The following is a 26546-nucleotide window of genomic DNA, read 5'->3' on the forward strand; positions in this document are numbered from 1 at the left end:
CGACGTGTGCCGTCGAGATGGTGATGCCGCGGGCCTTTTCTTCCGGTGCTGCGTCGATCTGGTCGTACGCCTTGAACTCGCCGAAATACTTCGTGATCGCGGCCGTCAGCGACGTCTTGCCATGGTCGACGTGGCCGATCGTGCCAATGTTAACGTGCGGCTTATTGCGCTCAAATTTGCTCTTTGCCATGGGGTCAAGTTTCCTGTGATCAATGAAAATGCACCATACCGGCGGCGCCGGTTTGGGGAGGCGTTTAAGGGTTTCGGGCGGAATGCGCAAGACTTAATTATTTTGCGCTCCGTCAGGCCCTTAAGGCCCGGATGATGCCTATGTGGGGATGACAGGATACATTTCCAATGGCCATCACGCCAAACGCGGAAACGCGATCAAATCAGCCATTTGCCGGCTTGTCTTAAAGCAGCACAACAAAGACCGGAGATATTGGGGCATTTAGTGGAGCGGGTAGCGGGAATCGAACCCGCGTATTCAGCTTGGAAGGCTGCTGCTCTACCATTGAGCTATACCCGCGGGTCAAGATCCGTGTGACAGAATGGTGGAGGGAGTTGGATTTGAACCAACGTAGGCTGAGCCAACGGATTTACAGTCCGTCCCCTTTAACCACTCGGGCATCCCTCCATTATTCTGTCGGGATCAATCGACCAAGTATTGCAGATCAAGGTGTTGTTTGCCGGGGCAATCCGTTCCCTCAATCTGCGCCGGGTATATGACGGCCCCGTTTCATCCTGTCAACACGGCGCCTCAGAAAAAGTTGGGAAAATCGTGATAAAGATTGCAAGCCGCCGATTTCGCGAAAAACGGTTCCACGCGAACGGCATCATCAGTATAAGACAAGCATGAGCAAAGATAATCCGGGCGACAAGAACGCCAAAGACACCCATTACGCCACTCTTCGCCGTGCGCATCGCGACGCCAAGCGCGAACGCGGCGAAATCCCGACCCCCGTACAGGACAAGCGCAAGAGAAGTGCTGCACCTGACTGGAAGGCGCCGCAACTGGCGCCCGACCAGGTGCTGCTCTACGGCATTCACACGGTGCGCGCCGCCCTCGACAATCCCGAGCGCAAAATCACCAAGCTTTCGGTGACGCAGAATGCGTTGGTGCGGCTGGAAACAGGCCCGGTCGAAGAACTGGATTTTCCGGTGGAGATCGTCACGCCGCAGGATCTCGACAAGATCCTCGGACCGGACGCCATCCATCAGGGCGCAATGCTGGAAACCGTTCCGCTGCCTGTGCGCCGTCTTTCGGCACTCAACGACAGCCCGTTGATTCTCGTCCTCGACCAGGTGACCGATCCGCACAATGTCGGCGCCATCATGCGCTCCGCCGTTGCCTTCAACGCCGGCGCCCTGATCACCACGCAGCGTCACAGCCCGACAGAATCAGGCGTCATGGCCAAATCGGCCTCTGGCGCCCTGGAAATGATCCCCTATATCCAGATCACCAATCTCGCCGATGCGCTGGAAGAACTGCACAAGCTCGGCTTCGTCTCGATCGGTCTTGATTCGGAAGGGCCGGCGCCACTTGAACAGACATTTTCTGGCGCAAAGATCGCGCTTGTTCTGGGAGCCGAGGGCAAGGGACTGCGGCAGAAGACCCGCCAGACCGTCAACGCGCTTGCCCGCCTCGACATGCCCGGCGCCATCAAGTCGCTGAACGTCTCCAATGCGGCCGCGATCGCCATGTATGCGGCCCGCGGTCACCTGACCAAGGCCTGACCGGCCGCTACTGCGTCAAAGGCAACGCGGCAACCGACAATCGCGCTTCGGGACATTCGTCCCGCAGCTTGCGCCAGGTCATGACATTGAGTTCTTTTTCGCACCGCGCCAGATAGGCGGTGTCGCCCACGCGGATGCACGCGGTCTGTCCAAGTTCGAGTTTCGAACCATCCTTGTTTCTGCAGGTGCAGATCGGATCGGCGGCAAAGGACGCGCCAGAAGACGTTCCGGCAAGGACCGGAACAAGCGCGACCATCAAAAGTGCCGGAACGCTTTTCATAAGCGAAGTGTAATACAAAAAATCCGGACGTCCAGCGGATTGGCGCCCGGTACGCAACGGCGCGCCGGTGCTAGTCTGCAGACCGACGGCAACTCAGGCCTTCTTCAGAAACTCCGTGCGCAACACCAGGCCCTTGATCATCATGCCGCGCTTCAAGGTCTCGGAAGTGCCCTTGACCTTGAGATCCTTGATCAGGCTGACATTGTCTCCCTCGGAGAGGATTGTGCCGTTGCTGTCCCTGACATCCGTCAGTGTCATTCCAATCTTTAATCTGAGGGCAAGGCCCTTCGGTGCGGCTCTATCCCCTCAATGCAGGCCTGTCCAGCCTCTGCTACCGTGGGTGCAGCGCGCAACGAAAAAGCCGGGCAACGAACGGTGCCCGGCTTTCTATCACAGGGATCAGGATGAAGGATCAGGCGGCGATATCGAAATGGCCGCGGCCGGCAATGGCCTTTTCAGCCTCGGTAATCGCGGCTTCCTTGGAATCCGGGCTGATGGCAAGGCCTTCGGCGCGGACGAATTCGACATCAGTGATACCGATGAAACCGAATACCGTGCTAAGATAGGTTTCCTGGTGGTCCATGGCACTGATCGGCGAGGAACCGGAATAGTGGCCGCCACGGGTCGAAGCGACGATCACTTTCTTGCCCTTGGCAAGGCCTTCGACGCCTTCCGCGGTGTAGCGGAATGTGGTGCCGGCAACGAGAATGCGGTCAATCCAGGTCTTCAACTGGCTCGGAATGGCGAAATTGTACATCGGTGCGCCGATGACGACGACATCAGCGGCAAGAAATTCGTTGAGCGAGGCGCGGCCGGCATCAAGCTCGGAAACCAGCGTCGCATCGAGACCTTCCGGATTGGCGGAAGCGGCCATCAGGTGCGAACCGCTGAGATGGGCAAGTGGGGCGGCGGCAAGGTCGCGATAGGTAACAGTGTCAGAGGGACGCTCTGCCTTGATCCGTGCGACGATCGATGCGGTCAGGCGGCGGGAAACGGAATGATCGCCGAGAATACCTGAGTCGATATGGAGAATGTTCATGGTAGGCACCTTCGTTTGATTGTTTGGTGTACGCTCGGGTGGCGTTTGGTGCATCACATATGATTTTAAAACAATCGACTGATAAGCCGGCCCTTTTTCGACAAGCCGTTTCCTGATAGAAACAATGATGGTCAATTTTCGATGGACATGAAGGTGTGACATGCAGGACCTGAACGATCTCGCGCTGTTTGCCGCCGTGGTGAAAAACAAGGGTTTTTCCGCCGCTGCCCGTGCCCTCAACATTCCGAAGTCCAAACTCAGCAAGCATGTTGCCCGGTTGGAGCAGCAGCTTGACGTACGTCTTCTCGAACGGTCCACCCGCAAGCTGCGGGTAACCGAGATCGGGCAGGCCTTCTATGAACGTTGCGAAATGATCTTGTCTGGCGTCGAGGCTGCTGAAGCAGTGGTGGCTGCGGCCAAAAGTGAACCGGCCGGGGTAGTTCGCCTCGCCTGCCCGATCGGTTTCACGCCGATGGTCGCCGCCATCCTGCCGGCCTTTCATCGTCACTATCCGGGTGTCCGCCTGCTGATCACCACCACCAACCGCCGGATCGATCTGGTCGAAGAACGCATCGACATCGCGCTCCGCGCCCGCGCTCAACTGGACACGGACCACAACCTGATCATCCGCAAGCTCGGCGAAGCCAGCCAGTTTCTCGTGGCAAGTCCAGCGCTGATGGCGCGGATCGGCAATGTAACGATCGATACGCTGGGCAGCATGCCGACGCTGTCGATGAACGAGCAGCATCCAACCGATACCTGGCAGCTGAACCATACCGACGGAACGAAACGCGACATCAGTCATCAACCCGTCATTGGATGTGGCGATTTCGGCATTCTCGAACGGGCAGCCATCGAAGGCGTCGGCATTGCGCTCCTGCCAGATCATCTTTGCAATCGGGGGATCCGGACCGGTGTGCTGGTGCCGGTATTGCCGGAGTGGTGCTCGAACACCACCATCGCCCATCTGGTCTTCACGTCGCGCCATGGCTTGCTGCCGTCGGTCCGCGCGCTCATCGACTTCTTGGCCGACAATCTGCCGGGCGCAATGTCGCGCTGCACGGAAATCGACCCTAAACCGGCAATGCTCGACGCTGCGGAATAGATAGCGCCTCTCAGGCTGCCCAACATATGATGACGGACGTTTCAGACGACCGAATCAGAATTGACGGGGGAAAGTCATAGTCATGACTCGAGAGCGGCGGCGGGGCATCATCTTAAGACAGCGCACGGTCACCGGCATCATTCTCGTCGCAGCCATCTCGTTTCTGGCCGGCATGACGGATGCTGCCGGCCTGTTGATCGCCGGTAGCTTTGTCTCCTTCATGAGCGGCAATACCACCCGCGCCGCCGTGGCGCTTGTGGATGGGCAAGCAGTTGGGGCGGCTATTCTGGTGGGTGGTCTTGCCATGTTCGTCGCTGGCAACGCACTTGGGGTCGTCATTGCCCACAATGCAGCCCGGCGTGCGTTCCGCATCCTCATCGGCGCGGCCTTGCTTTTGGCGCTGGCTGCCATCATCACTGAACCGGGCCTTGCTACACTGCAATTCTACGCAATCGTGCTGGCCATGGGGCTGGTCAATGCCGCAGTCGAACATATGGCGGGATTGCCGGTCGGGCTGACCTATGTCACCGGCGCCCTCTCCCGCTTCGGCAAAGGCATCGGCAACTGGATAATCGGGACGGCACGGCCAGACTGGGGCCTGCAGATCGTTCCCTGGCTCGGAATGATATCCGGCGGCATCTGCGGCGCGTTTCTCGAACGGGCGCTAGGCGCGGATGCGCTGTGGATAATATCCGCCTTTGCGGCGGTATTTGCGATTCTTGCGTTCTTCATCCCACCGCGGCTGCAGAAACGCCTCGCCCTGCGTACGCCGCCCCAAGCCACAAATTTTCGGCCAGCAAGACCTGGCCTTTGACCACCAGTCCCACACGAGTGCAAAGACAACCAGGGCCGCACGGTATTCATGGCGTGCACGACGCGCCGCAGCGCTTTAGATTCGCTGCATAACTCCCAAAATTCACTTCGATTCAGGGTGCCGTGCAGCAGCCCACCGCGCACCAAACAGGTCAATCACTGGAAAAGCAGCCGCCGAGCCGTATTTTCGCTTTACACGCGATCAGAATATGGTAACTCCCTGCCGCAAGTGCTGCCCTTATAGCTCAGTTGGTAGAGCACCTGATTTGTAATCAGGGGGTCCCGGGTTCGAGTCCTGGTGGGGGCACCATTTTTTTCTGCTTAAATTTCCCGGCTATCGGACTTCTTTGGCAAGCTTGCTGTTTATTTTGCCAGATTTTCGCGCCTCTGCAGGATTTGCACCCCCCACTTAGAATCAGAGCGCTGTAAGCCTATATGCAATCGCGATATACCGCCGGTATGGGCTTGAGCGCGGATGCGGCAAGCCCGGCGCGAAATGAGGAATGACAAGCATGACGGCGGACGTTCTGGCTGCAAGCGGCGGCGTGAAGCAGATTATCTGCATCAATTGGGGTACAAAGTACGGCGCGCCGTTTATCAACCGGCTTTATGCAATGGTGGCACGCAACATCACTCCCCCTTTCACATTCACCTGCTTCACCGATAACAGGGAGGGCTTGCGGCCGGAAATTCACCTGGAGGACTTGCCGCCGCTGGACATCGAAAAGATGCCGGTCAAGACCAAGGGTATCTGGCCCAAGGCACGCCTTTGGGGACCGAAACTCAGCAACCTCAGCGGCCCGGTCCTGTTCCTGGACCTCGACCTGGTGATCGTCGGCTCGCTTGATGCCTTCTTCGAAACAGGCGGACCGGATGACGTGATGATCGCCCAGAATCAGACGACGCCATTCGAGCGTCTCGGCCAGACGTCGCTGTTCCGGTTCCCGGTCGGCAAACTTGTTCCGCTACAGGAAAAGTTCCGCGCCGACCCGCAGGGCGTCGCCGACAAATATGAATTTGAGCAGCGGTTCGTTACCCGAAACGCGCCGGGCGGCGTCAAGTTTTTCCCGCGCCGCTGGGTCCTGCATTTCAAACAGGATTGCCGCTGGCCGTTTCCTCTGAACTATTTCCTCGCTCCGCGTCTCCCCTCGGATGCCAGGGTCGTCCTATTCCCGCGCAACTTTTTCCCGCAGCATGCAATCGACGGCCAATTCGGCTTGAAGGGACGTGCCACAACCCCTCTCAACCACGTTTTGGGGGTGTTTGATGCCAGCCGAAGGAAAGGCAAGGCGCCGTTCAAATACCTGCGCCAGTATATCCTTCCAACGCCGTGGGTCGCCGATCATTGGCGGGAATAGCCTCAATCCTCCCTTCCCCATAATGTTCTTTTGTGCATGATAATGGCGGCATTCTCCGCAGCGACGCCTTCTGTCGGACTTACAGGTGGACCATATTTCGGGCCTCTCCTCATTGAGCGGCCCATTTTATAAAACAGACAGGCATTTCATGGCTCGCACGTTCAAAACCATCGCCTTCGCCGCTTCGGCAACCGACGAGGCACAGGCGGCAGAAGCGGCACTGATCGCTCTGTACGGCCAGGAAGACCCGGCGGAAGCGGATGTGATCGTGGCGCTTGGCGGCGACGGCTTCATGCTGCAGACGCTGCACAAGACGATGAATTCCGGCAAGCTGATCTACGGCATGAACCGTGGCTCGATCGGTTTTCTGATGAACCGTTACAGCACGGAAAATCTGCACGAGCGCTTGGCTGCGGCCGTCGAGAATACGTTCCGGCCGCTTGAGATGAAAACCACAGACGCTGACGGCAACACGTTCAAGGCGCTGGCGATCAACGAGGTCTATCTTTTCCGGCAATCCTATCAGGCAGCCAAGCTCCGGGTCGTCGTTGACGACCGGGTGCGGCTCGAAGAGCTTGTCTGCGACGGTGTCCTGCTTTCCACGCCCGCCGGTTCGACAGCCTACAATCTCTCCGCCCATGGGCCTATCCTGCCGCTGGAAGCCCCCCTTCTTGCCCTGACGCCGGTCAGTCCATTCCGGCCACGGCGCTGGCGCGGCGCACTTTTGCCCAACAAGGTCACCGTCGATATCGACATTCTCGAACCCGAAAAACGTCCGGTCAACGCGGTCGCCGATCATGTCGAGGTCAAATCGGTGGTGAAGGTTCGCATTGCTGAATCGGAAAACAAGACGGCGCACATCCTTTCCGATCCGGATTACTCCTGGTCGGACCGTATCCTGGCCGAACAATTTTCCAACTAGAAGCGATAGACGCGGTCTCCTGCCGCAATGCCTTGATTTCGAATCGATTCCCGCCAAAAATTGTGGCAGAGTTGAGCGTGCCTTGATGCCTGCAACGGATCGAGGTGAGAGCATCCAGCTGTTTACACGAACCTATCTAAGGCGACGAAGATGCTCCCTATCCAACGTTTCAACACGCCTGAGCTGCGTGTGTCTGGCGCCACGCCGCGCACAGCCTTGCTTTCCATTCAGTGTCTTGTAGCCCTTGTTCTGTTTCTGCCATTTGCTGAGGGATCCGCTGCCCGCGCGGATGAAACCGTCCTGATGCCTGCCAACATTATCTTCGTGACAAGCACGGGATATTGGGAGGAAAGCGGCGATCCGCTATCCGCCCTGGATCCAAAGGCCGGCACGGCTACAGACAATCAATCGGCAACGATATCTCCCACGCAACGGGGTTATTACAAGCTCGTTGCGGTGCGCCAGCCGGAGGGCAACGCGCACATATTCCTGCAGCAGGTGGTACTGGATGCTGCAGGTCCCAAGGTTATTTCCTCAGCGGAGCTTGAGGAATTTTCTGCGATGAAGGCCTATGTCACGGATATCAGGCCGGACACATCCGATGGCGTTGCCGCCCAGCCGGGATTGTTTGCCACGGTCTATCTGAAAACGGACCCGACCGCATTGGAACCCGAGACCTGGACCGTGCTGATCGATGATATCGGCGATATCAAGGTCGAGCGGGAGACGAACTGACCACACGGACATAACCAAAAGAAAAAGCCGGGCAATGGATGCGCCCGGCTTTTTTTATTTTTTTGGAGATGGAAACCCGGCTTAGGCCAGATCGTCGACCACGGCATCGGCGCCGCCGTTGACACGGTGTGCGAGTGCAGCTTCCATGAACTCGTTCAGATCGCCATCGAGCACATCGTCAGGCGCTGTGCTGGCGACGCCGGTACGCAAGTCCTTGACCAGCTGATACGGCTGCAACACGTAGGACCGGATCTGGTGACCCCAGCCGATATCGCTCTTCGATGCGGCTTCAGCATTGGCCGCGTCTTCACGCTTTTTCAGCTCCGCTTCGTAGAGGCGGGCACGCAACATGTCCCAGGCCTTGGCCTTGTTCTTGTGTTGCGAACGCTCCTGTTGGCACTGCACGACGATTCCGGACGGAATATGCGTGATACGCACGGCCGAATCGGTGGTGTTGACGTGCTGGCCGCCGGCGCCGGACGAACGGTAGGTATCGATACGGCAATCGCTCTCGTTGATATCGATCTGGATCGAATCGTCGATGACCGGGTAGACCCAGATCGACGAGAACGAGGTGTGGCGGCGGGCATTGCTGTCGAATGGCGAAATACGAACAAGGCGATGAACACCCGATTCGGTCTTCAGCCAGCCATAGGCATTGTGCCCCTTGACCAGCAGCGTCGCCGACTTGATGCCCGCTTCTTCACCGTCATGAACTTCGAGAAGCTCGACCTTATAACCCTGGCGCTCAGCCCAGCGCGTGTACATACGCAAGAGGATGTTCGCCCAATCCTGGCTCTCGGTACCGCCGGCACCGGAATGGACTTCGAGATAGGTATCGTTGCTGTCAGCTTCGCCGGAGAGCATCGCTTCCACCTGGCGACGGGCGGCTTCAACCTTCAGTGCGCGCAGCGCATCTTCGGCTTCCTTGATGATGTCAGCGTCACCCTCTTCCTCACCGAGTTCGATGAGGTCGATGGCATCCTGCATCTGCCGCTCGAAAGCACGAACGCCATTGATGCCGTCATCCAGCTGCTGGCGTTCGCGCATCAGCTTCTGAGCTTCCGACGCGTCGTTCCAGAGGTTTGGATCCTCTGCCTTGTTGTTCAACCAGTCCAGCCGTCTTACCGCCTGATCCCAGTCAAAGATGCCTCCTCAGCAGGCTTATGGCCTGCTTGATTTCGTCGACAATGTTCTCGATTTCAGTCCGCATGGTTCCGCTTCTTGCGTTCGTATGGAATGTGCGCCGTGAATAACGGCGCCCGCCGCTCGTGTAAACAGCGGCGGGCGCCGGTGAATGGGAAGGGGCTGGTTAAAACAGGCCGCTGGAACCGCGATTGATCGCATCATTGGCCTGCGGCGACGCCTTCAGGATTTCTTCCGGCGGGATGTACTGATCGGCACCACCGATGACCGAGAAGGTATCGGCCGGGCCGGTGCCGGGCTTGAAGGCCTCGATGATCGTATCCGGATCGCCGTCTGCCGCCGCCATACCGGTCTTGCGGTTGACGGGGATGAGGCTCATGCCTTCCGGCACAACGAACTTGCTTGGGCGGGTACCCTGCGTTGCGGCCTGCATGAAATCATTGAACACGGGAGCCGCCAGACCGCCACCTGTTGCACCGCGGCCGAGCGGCGCCGGGCTGTCGAAACCGAGATAGAGGCCAGCCACCATGTCCGGCGTATAGCCGACGAACCAGGCGTCCTTTTCGTCGTTGGTCGTTCCGGTCTTGCCGGCAACCGGACGGTCGAGCTTGATCTTGCCGGCCGCAGTACCGCGGGAAACCACGCCTTCCATCATCGATGTGATCTGGTAGGCGGTCATCGGGTCAAGAACCTGCTCGCGGTTGTCGGTGAGAACCGGCTCTTCCTGATCTTCCCAATCAGCCGCATTGCAATTGTCACAGGTGCGCTCTTCGTGGCGGAAGATCGTCTTGCCGTAGCGGTCCTGGATGCGGTCGATCATCGACGGCTTGATCTGCTTGCCGCCATTGGCGAGCACCGAATAGGCCGACACCATGCGCAGAACCGTCGTTTCGCCTGAACCGAGCGACATTGCGAGCACCGGCAGCATCTTGTCGTAGATGCCGAAACGTTCGGCATATTCGGCCACCAAGTTCATGCCCATGTCGTTGGCAAGCCGCACCGTCATCAGGTTACGCGACTTTTCGATGCCGAGACGCAGTGTCGAAGGGCCGGCCGAACCGCCGCCATAGTTTTCCGGACGCCAGACCTGACCGCCGGTTACGAGTTCGAATGGCGCGTCGAGAATGACGGATGCGGGCGTATAGCCGTTGTCCAGTGCTGCCGCGTAAACGAAGGGCTTGAAGGACGATCCCGGCTGACGCATGGCCTGCGTTGCACGGTTGAATTCAGACTGGCCGTAGGAAAAGCCACCCGTCATGGCCAGAACACGGCCCGTATGCGGGTCCATGGCGACAAGGCCGCCCTGCACTTTCGGCGGCTGGCGCAGGCGATATTCTCCGGCAGCATCAGTCGGCTCGACATAAACGACATCGCCCGGACCGACGACGCCTTCCGGCGACTTTGCCGTCTTACGCTCACCGGTCGAAGAGCGGTAGGCCCATTGCATGTTCTTGGCGGTGATATGGCCGGTCACGCGGTCGGCGCCGATTTTGCCGCCGGCCTCTTTTTCCGGCTGGATGCCGATGTCGGCACCGTTACCGTCAACGGAGAGTACGACGGCCAGTTTCCATTCGGGCACATCAGACAAAGCATTCAGCTTGCCGAGCGGCTCGCCCCAGTCTCCACCAATTTCGATCGACTTCATCGGGCCATGGAAACCGCGGCGCTCGTCATAGGAAACCAGCGCGTTCTGCAGCGCCCGGCGCGCTTCCACCTGAATGCGCGGGTCGAGTGATGTGCGGACCGACAGGCCGCCCTCGTAAAGCGCGTTGTCGCCGTAGCGCTGGATGATCTGGCGGCGAACTTCCTCGGCGAAATAGTCAGACGCGAACAGATGCGATCCACCGCGACGAACACTGACACCCAGTGGCTGCTTCTTTGCCTCATCGCCATCGCTTTTGGCGACGTAACCGTTTTCGACCATGCGATCGATGACCCAGTTGCGGCGCTCGATGGCAGCTTCGGCCCTGCGGAATGGATGATAATTAGCCGGCCCCTTCGGCAGTGCTGCGAGATAGGCCGTTTCAGCAATGGTCAGCTCGGTGACCGACTTGTCGAAGTAAGTCAGTGCGGCGCCAGCGATACCGTAGGAATTCAGACCGAAGAAGATTTCGTTGAGATAGAGTTCGAGAATACGATCCTTGCTGTAGGCCTGCTCGATGCGGAACGACAGGATGGCTTCCTTGACCTTGCGGTCGATCGTCTGGTCGGAGGAGAGAAGGAAGTTCTTGGCAACCTGCTGGGTGATGGTCGAAGCGCCGACGGGACGGCGGCCGGAGCCGAAATTCTGCAGGTTGACGAAGATGGCGCGGCCAAGGCCGGTGATATCGACGCCTGGATGCTGGTAGAAGTTCTTGTCTTCGGCCGAGATGAAGGCCGCCTTGACGCGATCGGGAATGGCCTGGATCGGCAGATAGAGGCGGCGTTCACGGGCATATTCAGCCATCAGCGCGCCATTGCCGGCGTGGACGCGGGTTGTTACCGGAGGCGCATAGCTGTTGAGGACCTCATAGTCTGGCAGGTCCTTGGTCACATGGCCAAGATAGATGGCAGCGGCTGCGGCAACGCCGAGCACCAGAAATGCGCCAATGCCGAAGAAATATCCAATCAGTCTGATCATCAGCCAGGTACCGGTATCCAGTTATCGTTTATCTATGCGGAACATACGCTGCCGGTGGGCCTACCCCGCACCTTGCCCGAATGCAATCACGCCAACGCATTAAACAACGAATGAAATGCGTTCCGGATGGCCGGCGGCGCTTCCCCACGTTGCATGTTTACGGCCAGCGATCGTCTTTCGGATCACCGCCGTGCAATTCAGACTTCCGGATAGCGACCGGATTGTGAGTAAAATAGGGCTTGCAGCAGATTAAACATGGGTCATCCCGTTGAAAACGATATCGCTGTTACTCCGGCGACACAAATCACAACAGACGTTATTACCGGTTCACGCCATTGAGCGGCAACGGATGGAACTTCCTCCAAACCGTGCTCAACCACCGTTTGCGACGGCCTCGCCGCGATAGCCGCGCACGGCAGCCGCAATAAGATCTGCAACCTTGCTGCGCCAGACCGGATCGACAAGGAGCTTTTCATCTTCCTTGTTGGACAAAAAACCCAATTCCAGCAGAATCGATGGCACATCCGGCGCCTGCAGAACCCGGAATCCCGCATGGCGGTGTGGATTGTTGATCAGGTTGATCTGCCCCTCGAAGGACGAAACGACGGAACGGGCGAGATTGACCGAGAACGCCTGCGTTTCGCGGCGCGTCAGATCGATCAGAATGTCGGCGACTTCGGCCGGTTCGCTCTTGAAGGTGACCCCGGCAATCTCATCCGACAGGTTTTCGCGGGCTGCAAGATTGGCTGCCAGATGGTCGGATGCCTTGTCGGAGATCGTGTAGACGGTGGCGCCACGAATATCACGCTGCTTCAGCGTATCGGCGTGAATGGAGATGAACAGGTTGGCGCTGTGCTGACGGGCAACCTGGACGCGTTCCGGCAAGGACAGGAACTCATCCTTGTCGCGCGTCAGGAATGCCTTGACGCCCTTCTCCTTGTTGAGCGTCTCGACAAGCTGCGCGGCGAAGGCAAGCGTGACGCTCTTCTCTTCCATCTTGGTCTCGCTGCCGATGGCGCCGGTATCGATACCGCCGTGACCAGCATCGACGGCAATAATGAATGCTCCGGGTGCGGCCGGCTCGACCAGCCTGTCGGTCTTTGCAGCGCTGACAGTACCGGTCCATGTCTGCTCTGCGATCAAGCTGGAAAAACGCGCCTCGGTCACCCGTTCCGCATCAAGCACCAGGCGAAATCCCTTGCCTTCCTCATCCGCCTTCACATCGGCGACCGTGACGGCGACGGGTTTGCTTGCAGTGAGCACCACGCGGGCGCTGCCCGGCCCCATCGCGCCATAGCGAATTTCGGTGAACAGACCGCGCGCTTTCAGATCCTCGGGTTTCAGACCAAAGGAGGTCTCAGGCAAATCGACGATGACACGGGGCGGATTGGCGACATAGTGGACGAAGAAAACGGGCTTGCGGTCGAAATCAATCACCACCCTGGTGCGGGCGTCGTCGCCGGCAATCCGCGCACCGTAAGCGAGCAATGGTGCATCGGCAGCATGAGCGACCGGCGCCGCCGAAAGAAGCAGGAGGCCCAGCAGGCACCGTCGTATCATCGCTGACAGGATCAAATCCGCTCTTCCTTGTTGCATACGCCCACCGGTACCGCGGTGGTAGCGTCGCCGACGACCAGGTCGCGACATCTCATTTCGGGACATGGCCCGTACACTTGGCGCGTTGCTGCCTGCAGTATCCATGACGCCATATGGTTAACCAAACCTTGCGCTCTCCATATTCAAGGGACGCCGCCTGCCCTTTTCCAGCGCCGTTAACGAGCCTCAAGACCGCAGCAAACCAGCACTTCGCCAGTACACACCCCGACAAGCGAATCAATCAATATTATGGCGCTTCCGGCTTTTCCCTTGCCATTGTGACATAGAAAACATAAAAGCCTTGCAGGGAGAAAGTGTTGACGGGATAGAATCGACGACCGGCAGCCAAAGGGTGTTTAAAACCCTGGCGCCAGAGCGTGATCGGGACGGGTAAAACCGCTTCAACGCAGATCACGTCTCGGACAAGCAGTCGCGCTTCATCCGCCGTCGCTCCACTTTTTCTTCGCATGCTGAATCGAGAAATTCCGGCGGTGGCCGGAGCGTTTATGGTGACGATCACCGCAGGCCCGTGACCGGGCACATTCATCGGGCCTTCAGGGCCTACTACATTGGCATTCTTGTTTGGTCATTAACGTTGTCCCAGCAGTATCGGTCAGAAGTAAACAGGCCCCGGAACGCAAGTGTTCCGGCTGCCGTCTGGCTGTTGGACGATCTCCCCAACCTTACAGGAACATTCACATCCGGCGAAAAACCTGAACTGCATGGAAAGTCTCCTCCGGGACGCTATTTTCCTGCTGTTTCCAGGGTGCGCCGAGGAGCACCACTTCCATGGCAGAGAAAATGCTTATCGATGCGTCTCACGCTGAAGAGACGCGCGTCGTTGTCGTACGCGGAAACCGCATAGAAGAATTCGACTTCGAATCCGAACACAAGAAACAAATCCGCGGCAACATCTATCTCGCGAAAGTAACGCGCGTAGAGCCGTCGCTGCAGGCGGCCTTTGTCGACTACGGCGGCAACCGCCACGGCTTCCTAGCGTTCGCTGAAATCCACCCCGACTATTATCAGATCCCGCTCGCCGATCGTCAGGCCCTCCTGCGGCAGGAAGCCGAGGAAGCGCGCCGTGACGACGACATCGAGCATGTCGAAACCGGCACGGATCTCGGCCCTGATTCCGAAGAGGAAACAGTCGAGGCGGTTGTAGAGAACGTCGTCGAGGTCATTGAAACGGCGGCCGAGCCGGTCGAGACCGTGGAAATGGCCGCTGAGACCGAAGAAGAAAAGCCGAAAGCAAAGGCCAAGCGTCCGCGCCGCACCAAGAAGGCTGCCGCCGCCGAAGCCGAAGCCGCTGCTGCCGACGCAGATGGCGAAGAAGGTAATGGCGGCGAAATGGCTGCCATGGTCGATACCGACAGCATTTCGGAAGACACGCGTGGTGGACGCCGCGGCCATGATGACGACGATGATGACGACGGTCATCACGAAGAAAAGGAAGTCATCGAATCCGTCGGCGCCGAAGACGCGATGGAAGAAGTGCCGGACCGGCAGGTCAACCGCCGTCCGCGCAAGCAGTACCGCATCCAGGAAGTCATCAAGCGCCGCCAGATTCTTCTGGTGCAGGTGGCCAAGGAAGAACGCGGCAACAAGGGCGCAGCCCTCACCACCTATCTGTCGCTGGCCGGCCGGTATTCGGTCCTGATGCCGAACACGGCGCGTGGCGGCGGCATTTCTCGCAAGATCACCAACCTGCCGGACCGCAAGCGCCTGAAGGAAATTGCCCGCGCGCTCGACGTGCCGCAGGGCATGGGCGTCATCCTGCGCACCGCCGGTGCCAACCGCACCAAGGTCGAAGTCAAGCGTGACTTCGAATACCTGATGCGCCTGTGGGAGAATGTTCGCACCCTGACGCTCTCCTCCACTGCCCCTTGCCTCGTCTATGAGGAAGGCTCACTGATCAAGCGCTCGATCCGCGACCTTTACAACAAGGATATCAGCGAGATCATCGTCGCCGGTGAAGAAGGCTACAAGGAAGCCAAGGGCTTCATGAAGATGCTGATGCCGAGCCACGCCAAGGTGGTTCAGCCTTACCGTGACGTCCACCCGATCTTCTCGCGCTCGGGTATCGAAGCCCAGCTCGACCGCATGCTGGTGCCGCAAGTAACGCTGAAGTCCGGCGGCTACATCATCATCAACCAGACCGAAGCGCTGGTCGCCATCGACGTGAACTCGGGCCGTTCGACCCGCGAGCACTCGATCGAAGACACGGCCCTCCAGACCAACCTCGAAGCTGCCGAAGAAGTCGCCCGCCAGCTGCGCCTGCGTGACCTTGCCGGTCTCGTCGTCGTCGACTTCATCGACATGGAAGAAAAGCGCAACAACCGCGCTGTCGAGAAGCGTCTGAAGGATCATCTGAAGAACGACCGCGCCCGCATCCAGGTCGGCCGCATCTCGCATTTCGGCCTGCTCGAAATGTCGCGCCAGCGGATTCGCGCCTCGGTACTCGAATCGACGATGCAGGTCTGCTCGCATTGCAACGGCACGGGCCACGTGCGTTCGCAGTCCTCTGTTGCCCTGCATGTCCTGCGCGGCGTCGAAGAATATCTCTTGAAGAACACCACGCACAACATCACCGTGCGCACAACGCCGGATATTGCGCTCTACCTGCTCAACCACAAGCGCGGCACGATCATCGATTATGAAGAGCGCTTTGGCGTTCAGATCATCATCGAGGCGGACGCCCATGTCGGTGCGCAGCATTTTGCCATCGATCGCGGCGAAGCTGTCGAGAACCCGGTCAAGATCGAGCAGATCATCCAGTTCGAGCCGGAAATCGATGAAGACGACGATATCATCATCGAAGAGGATATCGAGGACGATGAAGAACTCGTGGCCGAAGCCAAGCCGGAACGCGCAGAACGGGCCGAGCGCAGCGAACGGGCACCTGCCGCCGAGGGCGACGAACAGGGCAACCGCAAGCGCAAGCGCCGCCGGCGCCGGCGTGGTGGCCGCCCGGGCGGCGACCAGGGTGCTGAGGCCGGTGTGCGCTCCGAGGATGCCTCCGATGAGGATGGCGACGAGGACGAAGCTGATGACGTTGCAGCACAGGCGGGTGCCGAAGACGCACAGGACGCAGGCCTGAGCGAAGAAGAGCGTCAGAAGCGCAAACGCCGCCGTCGTGGCAAGCGTGGTGGTCGCCGCAACCGTCCGGACGAGGCAGAAGGTGAAAATCTGGCAGCCGACGACGAGACCGCTGGTGAAGAAGCCTCGGTGGATGCACCGGAAGCGGAGGCCGTGGCTACCGTTTCAGCCGAAGACGCTGTTTCAGTTGTAGCCGCCGAAGAAATCGTCGAAATCCCGGTTGTTGCCGTGGAAGAAGCCAAGCCCGCCAAGCCGAAGCGCAGCCGCAAGAAAGCCGTCGCTGCTGTTGAAGAGGCCGTTGCCGAACAGGCACCTGTGATGACTGCCGATGCGGATGCTCAGGCTGCAGTCGAAGCGAAGCCGGAAACGGTTGCCGCCATCGAGGAACCGGCTGTCGAGAAGGCTGCTGCCGACCTCGAAGATACCAAGCCGGTGCGCGCCAACCGCGACATCGACGCGATTGCCAGCGAGCCGGTCGTCAAGTCGTCCACCGTCAAGAAGGACGAAGGTGATACCGAGCCGGCAAAGCCCAAGAAGGGCGGCTGGTGGCAGAAGCGCGGCTTCTTCTGAGCCGAAACAGATATCTGAAAGATGAAAAACCGGCCAAGCGATTGGCCGGTTTTTTCATGTTTCGGCCTGTTACATCAGGAACTGTGAAAATACATCGGCTGCGGCAGAGTGTTCTCTGTTGGACGAGATGGGCTCGTCCAGTGCCAACAGGAGGAGGCAATCATGCGACGTTTCCTTGTCGCAGCCGCGCTCGTCGCCATTCCCACGATTTCGCTTGCAGCGACATCACAAGCTGACAGCACGAGCCGCCAGCGCTACAACGACTTTTACTACAAGAGTTATGACACGGCCTTTGAACCAGTCTGTGTGATCAGGACAGTCCGCAAGACGGACGAGTACGGTAACCGCGTCATCCGGAAGATTCGCATTTGCCGCTGAGCTAGCCCCTTAGACATCCATTGCCGGCATGCGCGTCCGCTGGGCGCGCATGAGCACGGGTGGATCGAAGTCAGGCCACTTCCCAATCCGATTCACAGCCGTGACAGACAGAATCCGGAAAGTCCGCTAACAGCCTGAAATTTCTACGGGATCACGCCAGCCAGCGGGCGATGCGATCCATCGCATCGACCATGTCGGCGCGTGCACCAGCATAGGAAAACCGCATCATGCGATGGCCTTCGACAGGATCGAAATCCAGCCCCGGCGTTGCCGCGACATTGATCTCAGCCAGCATCTTGCGGGCAAAATCCATGCTGTCATTGGTGAAACGGCTGACATCGGCATAGGCATAGAAAGCCCCGTCCATCGGCGAGGCGATGGTAAAGCCGATCTCCGGCAAGCGCTTCAGCAGCAGGTCGCGATTAACGCTATAGGACCCCTTGTAGACATCCAGTTCCGTCTCACAGCCGAGTGCCGCTTCAGCAGCGATCTGCGACAGTTCCGGCGGTGAGATGTAGAGGCTCTGGGCGATCCGCTCGAAGGCGCGGACCTGGGATTCGGGCAGGACCATCCAGCCGATCCGCCAGCCGGTCATGCAGTAGTATTTCGAGAACGAGTTGATAATCACGGCCTCGCCTGTCACCGCAAGTGCAGTCGTCTCTTCGCCGGCGAATGTCAGGCCATGGTAAATCTCGTCCGAGATGAAGGCGATATTATTGTCGTGGCAATAGGAGGCAAGTGCTTTCAACCCTGCCCTGCCCGTGACCGTGCCGGTCGGATTGGCCGGGCTGGCGAGCAGAACGCCGCTCAGCGGCCTTCCCGCCTTCTTGGCCGCAGCTTCCAGGTTCTGCGGCGTCAGCGTGAAACCGCTCTCGGCATCCGCTTCGACTTCCACAACAGTCAGGCCGAGGGCTGCCAGGATATTGCGATAGGCCGGATAACCCGGGCGGGCGATGGCCACGCAATCACCTGGATCGAACAGCGCCAGGAAGGCCAGATTGAAGCCGGCCGACGATCCCGTTGTCACGGCAACGCGCTGCGGGTCGATATCGACGCCATAGCGGGTGCGATAATGGCGAGCGATTGCCAGCCTCAATGACGAGGTGCCGAGCGCATCGGTATAGCCGAGGCGTCCGTGATCGAGTGCGGTTCGCGCGGCCTCCAGTGCGGCCTTCGGTGCGGGATGGCTCGGCTGGCCAACGGCCATCGAGATCACCGGATAACCCGCCTCGCGGCGTTTTGTAGCCTCGGCCAGAACGTCCATGGCATGGAACGGTTCGACGGAACTGCGAACGGAAAGGGGCTTCAACGGCACATCCTCGATATTTTTGACGTGACAGGCATGTGCCTGATCGCAAAGGGCTTCACAAGTGCGCGAGCGCCGCATTTCCGCCGATTTTGCGGTTTCGTTTGGCGCCGCGCCACCCTATGGTCGGCGGCGATATTCTGTTGTCCTTCAAACACGCCTGTTGACGTGGCCTTAGTACTTGAACGACAGACTGCAGCAACGAAAGACAACGAGGACCATCATGGCATTTAACGCCCGCAAGATCATCACCGCTTCGCTTATCCTGTTGACGGCAAGCGCCGCGACCACTCCGGTAGCTTACGCGCTGGATGCCAAACAGAAGCAGGAAATCGGTGACTTCATCCGGGAATACCTCGTCGCCAATCCGGAAATCCTGCTCGAGGCCCAGCAGTCGCTGAAGAAGAAGCAGGCCGACGAACAGTCGGCGCAGGCGCAGGCCGCCATCACCGACAATGAAAAGGCGATCTTCCAGTCGCCCTATGACGTGACGCTCGGCAATCCCAACGGCGATGTTACCATCGTCGAATTCTACGACTACAATTGCGGCTATTGCAAACGCGCCTTGTCCGACATGGAAACCATTCTCGAAAAGGACAAGAACGTCCGCTTCGTCTTGAAGGAGCTGCCGATTCTCGGACCGGACTCGATGGCGGCGCATAAGGTCAGTACCGCATTCCGCGCCATCGCGCCGGAAAAATACGGTGATTTCCATCGCGCCCTGCTCGGCGGAGAAGACCGCGCCAACGAGGAGACCGCAATGGCGGTGGCGACCGGCCTTGGCGTTTCCGAAGCGGATCTGCGCAAGAAGATGGCAGAAAACACGCAGGACGACGCCGTCAGGGAAGTTTATACGCTGGCCAACGATCTCGGCATCACGGGCACTCCGTCCTACGTGATCGGCAAGGAAGCCGTCTACGGTGCCGTCGGCGCCGAAGAGATTGAAACGAAAGTCACCAACGTCCGTACCTGCGGCAAGACCGTTTGCTAAGCCCACTTTGAGCAAAGCAGCCCGTTATGGCTTGTGGACAAATGCCGAGGGGGGTCAAAGGGCTTTTCCTCGGCTGTTCGCCGGTCTATAGGTAGCGCTCGACTATCGGACCGGATCCCATATGCCATCGACCATTTTCGTGCTGAACGGCCCCAACCTCAACGCGCTCGGCAAACGCGAGCCCGGTATTTATGGGGGCCAGACACTGGCCGACATCGAGGCGATGTGCGTCGAGCATGGCAATTTGCTGGGGCTCAATGTTGTCTGCCGCCAGAGCAATCATGAAGGCGACCTCATCGACTGGTTCCATGAAGCAGGCAGCGTCGCACAGGGCATCGCCATCAATGCCGGTGCCTACACCCACACATCGATCGCGCTGCACGATGCGGCCAAGGCGATCGGCATTCCGGTCGTCGAAGTACATCTCTCCAATGTTCATGCCCGCGAGGAATTCCGGCACAAATCGATGCTGGCACCAGCGGCGAAGGGCGTGATTTGCGGCTTTGGCGCCGACAGTTACATTCTGGCGCTCAATGCGCTAAAGACACTCACACAACAGACGAAATAAAAAGAACACGAGGCTCATATCCCATGGCTGACAAGAAACCCGGCATCGACCAGTCGCTGATCCGCGATCTCGCCAACATCCTGAACGAAACCGATCTCACCGAGATCGAAGTGGAACAGGACGATCTGCGTATCCGCGTTTCGCGCGCCGGTACGCCGCAATACGTGTCCGCTCCGGTTCCGGTCGCAGCACCGGCCCAGATCGCCTCCGCTGGCATTTCCGCGGTTTCGGCTGCGGAACCCGCACGGACCTCCAAGAACGCGGTTACCGCACCGATGGTCGGCACGGCCTACCTGTCGCCTGCCCCCGGCTCGCGTCCGTTCGTTGAAGTCGGCGCGACCGTCAAGGAAGGCCAGACCATCCTGATCATCGAAGCCATGAAGACGATGAACCAGATTCCGGCGCCGCGCTCCGGCAAGGTCACCGAAATCCTCGTTGAAGACGGCGCACCGGTCGAATACGGCGAAGCGCTTGTCGTCATAGAATAGGCCGCGCCGATGATTTCAAAGATCCTCATCGCCAATCGCGGCGAAATCGCCCTTCGGGTGTTGCGCGCCTGCAAGGAACTCGGCATCGCCACCGTTGCGGTTCATTCGACCGCCGACGCCAATGCGATGCACGTGCGCCTTGCCGACGAGAGCGTCTGCATCGGCCCGCCGCCATCGCGCGACAGCTATCTGAACATTCACCAGATCGTTGCCGCCTGCGAGATCACCGGCGCCGACGCCGTGCATCCGGGGTACGGTTTCCTGTCGGAAAATGCCAAGTTCGCCGATATCCTCGACGCGCACGGCATTACCTTCATCGGACCGACCGCCGATCACATCCGCATCATGGGTGACAAGATCACCGCGAAGGAAACCGCGAAATCGCTCGGTATTCCTGTCGTTCCGGGCTCTGCCGGCGAAGTGAAGCCGGAAAACGCGCTGGAAATCGCCCGCGAAATCGGCTTCCCCGTGCTGATCAAGGCGACTGCCGGCGGCGGCGGTCGCGGCATGAAAGTGGCAAAGAACGAGGAAGAACTTTCCGAGGCAGTATCGACCGCCCGTGCCGAGGCGCTTGCCGCTTTCGGCAATGACGCCGTCTACATGGAAAAGTATCTCGGCAAGCCGCGCCATATCGAGGTCCAGGTCGTCGGCGACGGTGAAGGCAATGCCATTCATCTCGGCGAACGCGACTGCTCGCTGCAGCGCCGCCACCAGAAGGTCTGGGAAGAAGCCAATTCACCGGCGCTCAATGTCGAGCAGCGGATGAAGATCGGCGAAATCTGCGCTGATGCCATGCGCAAGCTGAAATACCGCGGCGCCGGCACGATCGAATTCCTCTACGAAAACGGCGAGTTCTTCTTCATCGAGATGAACACCCGCCTGCAGGTCGAGCATCCGATCACCGAAGCCATCACCGGTATCGACCTCGTTCACGAGCAGATCCGCGTTGCTTCCGGCGGTGGTCTCTCGGTGACGCAGGACGAGATCGTCTTTTCCGGCCATGCCATCGAATGCCGTATCAATGCCGAGGATGCGCGCACCTTCGTGCCCTCGCCCGGCACGATCACGCATTTCCATGCGCCGGGTGGCCTTGGTGTTCGCGTCGATTCGGGCGTCTATCAGGGCTACAAGATCCCGCCCTATTACGACAGCCTGATCGGCAAGCTGATCGTGCACGGACGCACCCGCGTCGAGTGCATGATGCGCCTGCGCCGCGTGCTCGATGAATTCGTCATCGATGGCGTCAAGACGACCTTGCCTCTGTTCCAGGACCTGATCAACAATCAGGACATCGCCAACGGCGACTACGATATCCATTGGCTGGAAAACTACCTGGCCAAATCGGCCGAATGAGGTTTTGAATGAAAGGGACCCGCAGCAGGCAGCCGGACATTACACCGGATTTGCTGTTGCGGGCCTATTCCATCGGGCTGTTCCCGATGGCCGACAGCGCTGACGATCCCGAATTGTTCTGGGTCGAGCCCGAATTGCGCGGCATCATCCCGCTCGACGATTTCCACGTTTCCAAAAGCCTTGCCAAGACGATCCGCCGCGTACCGTTCGATATCCGTTACGACACGGCGTTCGAACATGTCATGGAAGGATGCGCCGCCCCTGCCCCGGATCGCCCGACCACCTGGATCAACGCCAAGATCCGCTCGCTCTACACGACGCTGCACAGCATGGGCCACGCGCATAGTGTCGAGGCATGGGAGAACGATGAGCTGGTCGGCGGCCTCTACGGCGTCTCGCTCGGCTCGGCCTTCTTCGGCGAAAGCATGTTTTCACGCCGCACGGACGCCTCGAAGATCTGCCTTGTGCATCTGGTCGAACGTTTGCGAAAGCGGGGCTTTCTCCTGCTCGACACACAATTCACCACCGAGCATTTGAAGAATTTTGGCGCGATCGACGTGCCGAAGGCGCGCTATGAAAAGATGCTGGCGCGCGCAATCGCAACGCCGCATCTGAAATTCTGACAATCGAAAACTGGGTTGCCGAAAACCGGTTTACTGCTTGGCTGCGGAATCCGGTGGCGGCAGGTCGGATTTTGCCTTGCAGCTGTTCAGCCAGACGTCGTAGACGGGGTGCTCGACGGCATTCAGGCCCGGGCTGTCGGCAAACATCCAGCCGGTGAAGATGCGGCGGATCTTGCGGTCGAGCGTGATCTCGTCGACTTCGACGAACGTGTCGGTCTTCGGCGCTTCGGTATCGTCGCGGCTATAACAGACGCGCGGCGTCACCTGCAGCGCGCCGAACTGCACGGTTTCGCCGATATAGACATCAAAGGTGGTAATGCGGCCGGTGATCTTATCGATGCCGGAAAAGACGGCGACCGGATTGGTAATTCGGGCTGCGTCGGCGGCCGTCACCATGGAAAGAACGGCGGTGCCGGCAATCGCGAACAGCGAGGCTGCCGCAAAAAACCGGCGCTTTAGAATTCGCTGACTTGAAACTACCATTCTAACGCCCGTCTCCCGCGCAATCCCCGGCCATATCACCGGGTATCAGGCGCTAAACATCAAATGTGGCCGCGGCATGATGCCTGCGGTGCAATCGCGAACAACTGTTTGCAGATCCGGTTCAGGAGCGTGGCGTCCAGGCATCATAGTCGCCGGTGACGCGCGGACGCTCGCCGGTGGCGTTGATCGAGCCCGGCGGCCGGTAGGCCTGAGCGGAGCCAGTGCCGTTCGGCTGGTGCGGCTTCTGCCACTCGCGCGCCTTGTAGCTTTCATCAGCCGGCGAAACGTCGGTGCGGTGATGCATCCAGCCGTGCCAGCCCGGAGGGATGGCGGAAGCGTCGGCATAACCGTTGTAGATCACCCAGCGGCGCGTGCGGCCTTCGGAGTCCTTGCCACCCTGATAATAGACATTACCGGCCGCATCTTCGCCCACCCTTTTGCCGAAGCGCCAGGTGTGAAAGCGGGTACCGATCGTCTGTCCATTCCACCAGGTAAAAATCTGCAGCAGAGACTTCATGATGTCCGTCCTTGACCGCGCCAAACAATGCGCGGAATGTCCTAGAATACTGCCCCGCTTATGCCGCGCAGGCCGCCGCTTGTCCAGCGTTTCCGTGGCAAAGCCGCTATTTCAACCGAATCTTGAAGGCCAGATGCGAAGGTTCGAACCCGACCCGCTCGTAGAACCGGTGAGCATCGACACGCGCCTTGTTTGAACTCAGCTGGATCTTGGAAAGACCCTGCTGACGGGCTGATTCGATGGCAAACCGCATCATTGTCTCTCCAATCCCCCTGCCACGCATATCCTTCCGGGTCTGCACCGCTTCGATCAGCAGGTTGGAGCTACCCCGGCCGGAGAGTGTCGTCAGCACCGTGGTTTGAAACGTACCGACCACCGCGCCATCAAGTTCGGCGACATAGAGCGACTCGTTCGGTGTGGCGATGATCCGGTCAAATGCTGCGAGATAGTCAGGGAAGGCATCTGGAGCGGTGGTATCGCCATGACCGCCGATCATGTCGGCAGCGAATAGGGCGATGATGTCGGTGAGGTCTTCGCGTTTGGCCAGCCTGATCGACACATTGAGCTTTGGTGCGTGCATGTCTTCCGATTCCCGATTTCTACCCGTGGCTTGCCAGCGGATGAAGAAGGAAATGTGACAAGGGCGCGGCCAGCACTCAGCTCAGCCTCAGTCGAGAGGCTTTTCCATCACGATCGTCGCAATGCCCCAGGTATCTGTTCCGGTCCCTGCCCTGACGAAGCCATGCGCCTCGTAGAACCCGATGGCTTTCGCGTTGTTCTCCTCGACTTCCACCAGCATCGTACCTGCATAAGGGAAACAGGTTTCGAGTTCGGCGAAGATATCGCGGGCAATTCCCTGCCGCTGGAATTGCGGCAGGACATAAAGTTGGTGCAACACGGCAGTTTCATGCAGCGTTTCCGACATGGAGGCAAAGCCCATACCGCCGAGCACCTTGCCGTCGTCGGCGACAAGGAATTCGCCGTTCTTGCGTTGAAGATTGGCCTTCAGCGCCGCCACGGAGTGCCACTTCGCCGTCATCTCGTTGATTTTTTCGGCACCGTATTGCGCATCATAGGTGGCGTGGGCAGTCTCGCCGAGAAGCGCCGAGACTTTCGCCAGATCCCGCTCCGTGGCTGTGCGGACGAAGAACATGTTTTGGGCCTTTCAATCGCAATTCCGGACGGAAAACCGCGTCACACTTTTCCTGGAATTGCTCAGTCCTCGATGCCGAGCTTGGCCTTGACCAGCGCCTGCACGGCCTGCGGGTTGGCCTTGCCACCGGTTGATTTCATCACCTGACCAACAAACCAGCCGGCCAGCGACGGCTTGGCCTGAACCTTGGCGACCTGATCCGGATTGGCGGCAATGATTTCGTCGACGGCCTTTTCGATGGCGCCAGTGTCTGTCACCTGCTTCATGCCACGGCTTTCGACCAGCTCGGCCGGGTCACCGCCCTCGGTCCAGACGATTTCGAATAGGTCCTTGGCGATCTTGCCGGAGATGACTTCCGACTTGATAAGGTCCAGGATGCCGCCGAGCTGGGCCGGCGAAACCGGAGTCTCTTCAATGGCTTTGCCAGCTTTGTTCAAGGCGCCGAGCAAGTCATTGATCACCCAGTTGGCGGCAATCTTGCCGTCGCGGCCAGCGGCTACAGCCTCGAAATAATCCGCAATCGCCTTTTCCGAAACGAGCACGGAAGCATCGTAGACGGAGAGACCGAGATCGCGGACAAACCGCTCCTTCTTGTCATCGGGCAGTTCCGGCAGATCGGCCTTCAGCGCCTCAACGAACGCATCGTCGAATTCCAGTGGCAACAGGTCCGGATCGGGGAAATAGCGGTAATCATGCGCATCTTCCTTGGTGCGCATCGAGCGGGTCTCGCCCTTGTTCGGGTCGAACAGGCGGGTTTCCTGATCGATCGAGCCGCCCTCTTCCAGAATGCCGATCTGACGGCGGGCTTCGTATTCGATCGCCTGACCAATGAAACGGATGGAGTTGACGTTCTTGATTTCACAGCGCGTGCCAAAGCCTTCGCCCGGGCGGCGCACGGAAACGTTGACGTCGGCGCGCATCGAGCCTTCGTCCATGTTGCCGTCACAGGTGCCGAGATAGCGCACGATCGAGCGCAGCTTGGTCATATAGGCCTTGGCCTCATCCGACGAGCGCATGTCCGGCTTGGAGACGATTTCCATCAGCGCCACGCCGGACCGGTTAAGATCGACATAGGACATGGTCGGGCTCTGGTCGTGCATCGACTTGCCTGCGTCCTGTTCCAGATGCAGGCGTTCGATGCCGATCTCGACATCCTCGAACTGGCCTTGGCGGTCCGGGCCGACCGAGATGACGATCTGGCCTTCGCCGACGATCGGATCCTTGAACTGGGAAATCTGGTAGCCCTGCGGCAGATCCGGATAGAAATAGTTCTTGCGGTCGAAGATCGAACGCTTGTTGATCTGCGCCTTGAGGCCAAGACCGGTGCGCACGGCCTGCTTGACGCATTCTTCGTTGATGACGGGCAGCATGCCAGGCATGGCGGCATCGACCAGCGACACATTGGAATTCGGCGCATTGCCGAACGTTGTCGAGGCACCCGAGAACAGTTTCGAATTGCTGAGCACCTGCGCATGGACTTCCATGCCGATGATAACTTCCCAATCGCCAGTGGCGCCAGGAATATAGCGTTTCGGTTCGGAGATGCGGACGTCGACGAGTGTCATGGAATGCTCTTCTTTAAGCTTCAATTCGTGTGTCTCTGGGTAGAACAATTGGCTATGGCGTGCAAGGCTTGTCACATCCGGTGTGACGGTTTGGGCCTTAT

General features: G+C 59.1%; 27 protein-coding genes and 3 tRNA genes. 14 read left to right on the top strand and 16 right to left on the bottom strand.

What is annotated here, in order from left to right:
- The 3 genes from ASD36_RS29030 to ASD36_RS29040 form a co-directional block, all read right to left on the bottom strand.
- Positions 1-190: GTP-binding protein (locus tag ASD36_RS29030; RefSeq protein ID WP_006728776.1), on the bottom strand; the 190-nt coding region annotated here is incomplete at its 3' end.
- 265 nt (positions 191-455) lie between these two features.
- Positions 456-529, bottom strand: a tRNA-Gly gene (locus tag ASD36_RS29035).
- Positions 530-552: 23 nt separating this feature from the next.
- Positions 553-637, bottom strand: a tRNA-Tyr gene (locus ASD36_RS29040).
- A 218-nt stretch (positions 638-855) separates the two neighbouring features.
- Here ASD36_RS29040 and ASD36_RS29045 point away from each other — a divergent pair.
- Positions 856-1737, top strand: coding sequence for an RNA methyltransferase (locus tag ASD36_RS29045; protein WP_060502072.1), 882 nt, complete (start codon positions 856-858; stop codon positions 1735-1737).
- 7 nt (positions 1738-1744) lie between these two features.
- Here ASD36_RS29045 and ASD36_RS29050 read toward each other — a convergent pair whose 3' ends face one another.
- The 3 genes from ASD36_RS29050 to ASD36_RS29060 form a co-directional block, all read right to left on the bottom strand.
- Positions 1745-2017 carry a hypothetical protein gene (locus tag ASD36_RS29050; protein ID WP_060502073.1) on the bottom strand — a complete coding sequence of 91 codons (273 nt, stop codon included), beginning with the start codon at positions 2015-2017 and terminating at the stop codon, positions 1745-1747.
- Positions 2018-2110: 93 nt separating this feature from the next.
- A complete protein-coding gene (locus tag ASD36_RS29055) occupies positions 2111-2275 on the bottom strand; it encodes a PhnA domain-containing protein (protein ID WP_060502074.1) in 165 nt (54 codons plus the stop codon).
- A gap of 154 nt (positions 2276-2429) precedes the next feature.
- On the bottom strand, positions 2430-3056 hold the full coding sequence (locus ASD36_RS29060; protein ID WP_060502075.1) for an FMN-dependent NADH-azoreductase: 627 nt from the start codon (positions 3054-3056) through the stop codon (positions 2430-2432).
- A 160-nt stretch (positions 3057-3216) separates the two neighbouring features.
- Between ASD36_RS29060 and ASD36_RS29065 the strand changes: the two genes are divergently transcribed.
- From ASD36_RS29065 to ASD36_RS29090, 6 genes are all read left to right on the top strand, one after another.
- Positions 3217-4161, top strand: coding sequence for a LysR family transcriptional regulator (locus ASD36_RS29065; protein WP_060502076.1), 945 nt, complete (start codon positions 3217-3219; stop codon positions 4159-4161).
- Positions 4162-4243: 82 nt separating this feature from the next.
- On the top strand, positions 4244-4975 hold the full coding sequence (locus tag ASD36_RS29070; RefSeq protein WP_060502077.1) for a YoaK family protein: 732 nt from the start codon (positions 4244-4246) through the stop codon (positions 4973-4975).
- A 233-nt stretch (positions 4976-5208) separates the two neighbouring features.
- A tRNA-Thr gene (locus tag ASD36_RS29075) sits at positions 5209-5284 on the top strand.
- 202 nt (positions 5285-5486) lie between these two features.
- A complete protein-coding gene (locus tag ASD36_RS29080) occupies positions 5487-6332 on the top strand; it encodes a hypothetical protein (RefSeq protein ID WP_060502078.1) in 846 nt (281 codons plus the stop codon).
- Between the two features lie 148 nt (positions 6333-6480).
- Positions 6481-7254 carry an NAD kinase gene (locus ASD36_RS29085; RefSeq protein ID WP_060502079.1) on the top strand — a complete coding sequence of 258 codons (774 nt, stop codon included), beginning with the start codon at positions 6481-6483 and terminating at the stop codon, positions 7252-7254.
- A 249-nt stretch (positions 7255-7503) separates the two neighbouring features.
- Positions 7504-7989 (top strand): hypothetical protein, encoded by a 486-nt coding sequence (locus ASD36_RS29090; RefSeq protein ID WP_347360148.1) that lies wholly within the window; start codon positions 7504-7506, stop codon positions 7987-7989.
- Between the two features lie 81 nt (positions 7990-8070).
- Here the strand turns inward: ASD36_RS29090 and prfB are convergent.
- The 4 genes from prfB to ASD36_RS29110 all read right to left on the bottom strand — a co-directional run bounded on the left by prfB (position 8071) and on the right by ASD36_RS29110 (position 13898).
- Positions 8071-9202 (bottom strand): peptide chain release factor 2 gene (prfB, locus tag ASD36_RS29095; protein ID WP_112834605.1). Its coding sequence is split into 2 segments (ribosomal slippage): positions 8071-9132 and positions 9134-9202, totalling 1131 coding nucleotides; the frame shifts between segments, so codons are not numbered across the junction.
- 99 nt (positions 9203-9301) lie between these two features.
- Entirely contained in the window at positions 9302-11755 is a 2454-nt protein-coding gene (locus ASD36_RS29100; RefSeq protein ID WP_060502081.1) for a penicillin-binding protein 1A, read from the bottom strand.
- Positions 11756-12127: 372 nt separating this feature from the next.
- Positions 12128-13327 carry an N-acetylmuramoyl-L-alanine amidase gene (locus ASD36_RS29105; protein WP_244481904.1) on the bottom strand — a complete coding sequence of 400 codons (1200 nt, stop codon included), beginning with the start codon at positions 13325-13327 and terminating at the stop codon, positions 12128-12130.
- Between the two features lie 271 nt (positions 13328-13598).
- On the bottom strand, positions 13599-13898 hold the full coding sequence (locus tag ASD36_RS29110; protein ID WP_060502083.1) for a hypothetical protein: 300 nt from the start codon (positions 13896-13898) through the stop codon (positions 13599-13601).
- A 242-nt stretch (positions 13899-14140) separates the two neighbouring features.
- On the opposite strand from ASD36_RS29110, the gene ASD36_RS29115 reads away from it, so the two are divergent.
- Positions 14141-17020: a ribonuclease E/G gene (locus ASD36_RS29115; protein WP_060502084.1), complete on the top strand. Its 2880-nt coding sequence runs from the start codon at positions 14141-14143 to the stop codon at positions 17018-17020.
- A 162-nt stretch (positions 17021-17182) separates the two neighbouring features.
- Positions 17183-17398 carry a hypothetical protein gene (locus tag ASD36_RS29120; RefSeq protein WP_060502085.1) on the top strand — a complete coding sequence of 72 codons (216 nt, stop codon included), beginning with the start codon at positions 17183-17185 and terminating at the stop codon, positions 17396-17398.
- A 151-nt stretch (positions 17399-17549) separates the two neighbouring features.
- On the opposite strand, the gene ASD36_RS29125 is transcribed toward ASD36_RS29120, so the two are convergent.
- Positions 17550-18707 (bottom strand): aminotransferase class I/II-fold pyridoxal phosphate-dependent enzyme, encoded by a 1158-nt coding sequence (locus ASD36_RS29125; RefSeq protein ID WP_112834604.1) that lies wholly within the window; start codon positions 18705-18707, stop codon positions 17550-17552.
- 220 nt (positions 18708-18927) lie between these two features.
- Between ASD36_RS29125 and ASD36_RS29130 the strand changes: the two genes are divergently transcribed.
- From ASD36_RS29130 to aat, 5 genes are all read left to right on the top strand, one after another.
- Positions 18928-19695 carry a DsbA family protein gene (locus ASD36_RS29130; protein WP_060502086.1) on the top strand — a complete coding sequence of 256 codons (768 nt, stop codon included), beginning with the start codon at positions 18928-18930 and terminating at the stop codon, positions 19693-19695.
- 121 nt (positions 19696-19816) lie between these two features.
- Positions 19817-20263, top strand: coding sequence for a type II 3-dehydroquinate dehydratase (gene aroQ, locus ASD36_RS29135; RefSeq protein WP_060502087.1), 447 nt, complete (start codon positions 19817-19819; stop codon positions 20261-20263).
- A gap of 23 nt (positions 20264-20286) precedes the next feature.
- Entirely contained in the window at positions 20287-20751 is a 465-nt protein-coding gene (gene accB, locus ASD36_RS29140; protein ID WP_060502088.1) for an acetyl-CoA carboxylase biotin carboxyl carrier protein, read from the top strand.
- Positions 20752-20760: 9 nt separating this feature from the next.
- Positions 20761-22104, top strand: coding sequence for an acetyl-CoA carboxylase biotin carboxylase subunit (gene accC, locus ASD36_RS29145; RefSeq protein WP_060502089.1), 1344 nt, complete (start codon positions 20761-20763; stop codon positions 22102-22104).
- Between the two features lie 8 nt (positions 22105-22112).
- Positions 22113-22727 carry a leucyl/phenylalanyl-tRNA--protein transferase gene (aat, locus tag ASD36_RS29150; RefSeq protein WP_060502090.1) on the top strand — a complete coding sequence of 205 codons (615 nt, stop codon included), beginning with the start codon at positions 22113-22115 and terminating at the stop codon, positions 22725-22727.
- A gap of 30 nt (positions 22728-22757) precedes the next feature.
- On the opposite strand, the gene ASD36_RS29155 is transcribed toward aat, so the two are convergent.
- From ASD36_RS29155 to gatB, 5 genes are all read right to left on the bottom strand, one after another.
- On the bottom strand, positions 22758-23210 hold the full coding sequence (locus ASD36_RS29155; RefSeq protein ID WP_082511965.1) for a DUF2155 domain-containing protein: 453 nt from the start codon (positions 23208-23210) through the stop codon (positions 22758-22760).
- A gap of 121 nt (positions 23211-23331) precedes the next feature.
- Positions 23332-23727 carry an NADH:ubiquinone oxidoreductase subunit NDUFA12 gene (locus ASD36_RS29160; RefSeq protein ID WP_037107890.1) on the bottom strand — a complete coding sequence of 132 codons (396 nt, stop codon included), beginning with the start codon at positions 23725-23727 and terminating at the stop codon, positions 23332-23334.
- 106 nt (positions 23728-23833) lie between these two features.
- A complete protein-coding gene (locus tag ASD36_RS29165) occupies positions 23834-24307 on the bottom strand; it encodes a GNAT family N-acetyltransferase (protein WP_060502091.1) in 474 nt (157 codons plus the stop codon).
- An 87-nt stretch (positions 24308-24394) separates the two neighbouring features.
- Positions 24395-24880 (bottom strand): GNAT family N-acetyltransferase, encoded by a 486-nt coding sequence (locus ASD36_RS29170; protein ID WP_060502092.1) that lies wholly within the window; start codon positions 24878-24880, stop codon positions 24395-24397.
- Positions 24881-24942: 62 nt separating this feature from the next.
- Positions 24943-26445 (bottom strand): Asp-tRNA(Asn)/Glu-tRNA(Gln) amidotransferase subunit GatB, encoded by a 1503-nt coding sequence (gene gatB, locus ASD36_RS29175; protein ID WP_060502093.1) that lies wholly within the window; start codon positions 26443-26445, stop codon positions 24943-24945.
- Positions 26446-26546: the final 101 nt, after the last annotated feature.

The organism is Rhizobium sp. Root1334 (assembly GCF_001426665.1).
GTDB lineage: Bacteria > Pseudomonadota > Alphaproteobacteria > Rhizobiales > Rhizobiaceae > Pararhizobium.

What these genes read in the sequence shown, in the direction of transcription:
- ASD36_RS29045 (WP_060502072.1), top strand. Translation starts at nt 856, where the DNA reads ATGAGCAAAGATAATCCGGGCGACAAGAACGCCAAAGACACCCATTAC.
- ASD36_RS29050 (WP_060502073.1), bottom strand. Translation starts at nt 2,017, where the DNA reads ATGAAAAGCGTTCCGGCACTTTTGATGGTCGCGCTTGTTCCGGTCCTT.
- ASD36_RS29055 (WP_060502074.1), bottom strand. Translation starts at nt 2,275, where the DNA reads ATGACACTGACGGATGTCAGGGACAGCAACGGCACAATCCTCTCCGAG.
- ASD36_RS29060 (WP_060502075.1), bottom strand. Translation starts at nt 3,056, where the DNA reads ATGAACATTCTCCATATCGACTCAGGTATTCTCGGCGATCATTCCGTT.
- ASD36_RS29065 (WP_060502076.1), top strand. Translation starts at nt 3,217, where the DNA reads ATGCAGGACCTGAACGATCTCGCGCTGTTTGCCGCCGTGGTGAAAAAC.
- ASD36_RS29070 (WP_060502077.1), top strand. Translation starts at nt 4,244, where the DNA reads ATGACTCGAGAGCGGCGGCGGGGCATCATCTTAAGACAGCGCACGGTC.
- ASD36_RS29080 (WP_060502078.1), top strand. Translation starts at nt 5,487, where the DNA reads ATGACGGCGGACGTTCTGGCTGCAAGCGGCGGCGTGAAGCAGATTATC.
- ASD36_RS29085 (WP_060502079.1), top strand. Translation starts at nt 6,481, where the DNA reads ATGGCTCGCACGTTCAAAACCATCGCCTTCGCCGCTTCGGCAACCGAC.
- ASD36_RS29100 (WP_060502081.1), bottom strand. Translation starts at nt 11,755, where the DNA reads ATGATCAGACTGATTGGATATTTCTTCGGCATTGGCGCATTTCTGGTG.
- ASD36_RS29110 (WP_060502083.1), bottom strand. Translation starts at nt 13,898, where the DNA reads ATGAATGTGCCCGGTCACGGGCCTGCGGTGATCGTCACCATAAACGCT.
- ASD36_RS29115 (WP_060502084.1), top strand. Translation starts at nt 14,141, where the DNA reads ATGGCAGAGAAAATGCTTATCGATGCGTCTCACGCTGAAGAGACGCGC.
- ASD36_RS29120 (WP_060502085.1), top strand. Translation starts at nt 17,183, where the DNA reads ATGCGACGTTTCCTTGTCGCAGCCGCGCTCGTCGCCATTCCCACGATT.
- ASD36_RS29130 (WP_060502086.1), top strand. Translation starts at nt 18,928, where the DNA reads ATGGCATTTAACGCCCGCAAGATCATCACCGCTTCGCTTATCCTGTTG.
- aroQ (WP_060502087.1), top strand. Translation starts at nt 19,817, where the DNA reads ATGCCATCGACCATTTTCGTGCTGAACGGCCCCAACCTCAACGCGCTC.
- accB (WP_060502088.1), top strand. Translation starts at nt 20,287, where the DNA reads ATGGCTGACAAGAAACCCGGCATCGACCAGTCGCTGATCCGCGATCTC.
- accC (WP_060502089.1), top strand. Translation starts at nt 20,761, where the DNA reads ATGATTTCAAAGATCCTCATCGCCAATCGCGGCGAAATCGCCCTTCGG.
- aat (WP_060502090.1), top strand. Translation starts at nt 22,113, where the DNA reads ATGAAAGGGACCCGCAGCAGGCAGCCGGACATTACACCGGATTTGCTG.
- ASD36_RS29155 (WP_082511965.1), bottom strand. Translation starts at nt 23,210, where the DNA reads ATGGTAGTTTCAAGTCAGCGAATTCTAAAGCGCCGGTTTTTTGCGGCA.
- ASD36_RS29160 (WP_037107890.1), bottom strand. Translation starts at nt 23,727, where the DNA reads ATGAAGTCTCTGCTGCAGATTTTTACCTGGTGGAATGGACAGACGATC.
- ASD36_RS29165 (WP_060502091.1), bottom strand. Translation starts at nt 24,307, where the DNA reads ATGCACGCACCAAAGCTCAATGTGTCGATCAGGCTGGCCAAACGCGAA.
- ASD36_RS29170 (WP_060502092.1), bottom strand. Translation starts at nt 24,880, where the DNA reads ATGTTCTTCGTCCGCACAGCCACGGAGCGGGATCTGGCGAAAGTCTCG.
- gatB (WP_060502093.1), bottom strand. Translation starts at nt 26,445, where the DNA reads ATGACACTCGTCGACGTCCGCATCTCCGAACCGAAACGCTATATTCCT.